This window comes from Pseudomonas profundi, assembly GCF_008638305.1.
Taxonomy (GTDB): Bacteria; Pseudomonadota; Gammaproteobacteria; order Pseudomonadales; family Pseudomonadaceae; genus Halopseudomonas; species Halopseudomonas profundi.
In genome coordinates, this window is the sequence record NZ_VTPZ01000043.1 from 1 (window position 1) to 932 (window position 932).

The window sequence follows — 932 nt, forward strand, 5'->3', positions numbered from 1 at the left end:
GAACAGGGCAATGGCATGGTGGCGGATGAACCGGTTATCAAACGCTTCGCCCTGCGCCTGGAAACCCGTCCCAGCCGCGTGACCCGCCGTGATTACGATTTCGAAAAGCCACGTCTGCAACTGGAAAGCGCGTCCCGGGGCGCAGCCGTCCCGGATCTGGAAGATTATGACTACCCCGGCCGCTTCACCGACCGCGAACGGGGCAAGCATCTGGCCCAGCGCAGTCTTGAACGCCACCGCAGCGACTACCGCCTGGCGGAAGGTTCCAGCGACCAACCCTTGTTAATCAGCGGGCATTTCCTTCCCTTAGCCAACCACAGCCGTAGCAGCTGGAATGACCTCTGGCTACTCACTGAAATCCATCACCAAGGCAAGCAGCCGCAGGTGCTGGAGGAATCGGTCACCAGCGACGTAACTGTTGCCGATGGGGTTACGCAGGGCTACCGCAACCGCTTCACCGCCACGCCCTGGGATGTGCCGTACCGTCCACAGCTAGAACACACAAAATCACAAGTTCTCGGCAACCAGACCGCGGTAGTGACTGGCCCACAAGGCGAAGAGATCCATTGCGATCAATACGGCCGCATCAAAGTTCAGTTTCACTGGGACCGTCACGGCCAGGGTAATGACAAGAGCAGCTGCTGGTTGCGCGTTGCCAGCAGCTGGGCCGGCGACCGCTACGGTGGTATCGCCATTCCACGCGTCGGAATGGAAGTGCTCGTCTCCTTCCTCGAAGGCGATCCCGATCAGCCGTTGGTAACCGGCTGCCTGTATCACAAGGAACACCCGGTCCCCTATGACCTGCCAGCCAACAAGACTCGCAGCGTATTCAAGACCCTGAGCAGCCCCGGCGGCGACGGCTTCAACGAACTGCGCATTGAAGACAAAAAGAACGAAGAACAGATCTTCATCCATGCCCAGCGCGACTGGGA

At 59.7% G+C, this 932-nt stretch carries 1 protein-coding gene; it reads left to right on the forward strand.

Features of this window, described 5'->3' with window-relative positions; genetic code table 11:
• On the forward strand, positions 1-932 hold a 932-nt coding region (gene tssI / locus FZE95_RS19485), incomplete at both ends, for a type VI secretion system tip protein TssI/VgrG (protein ID WP_150302445.1).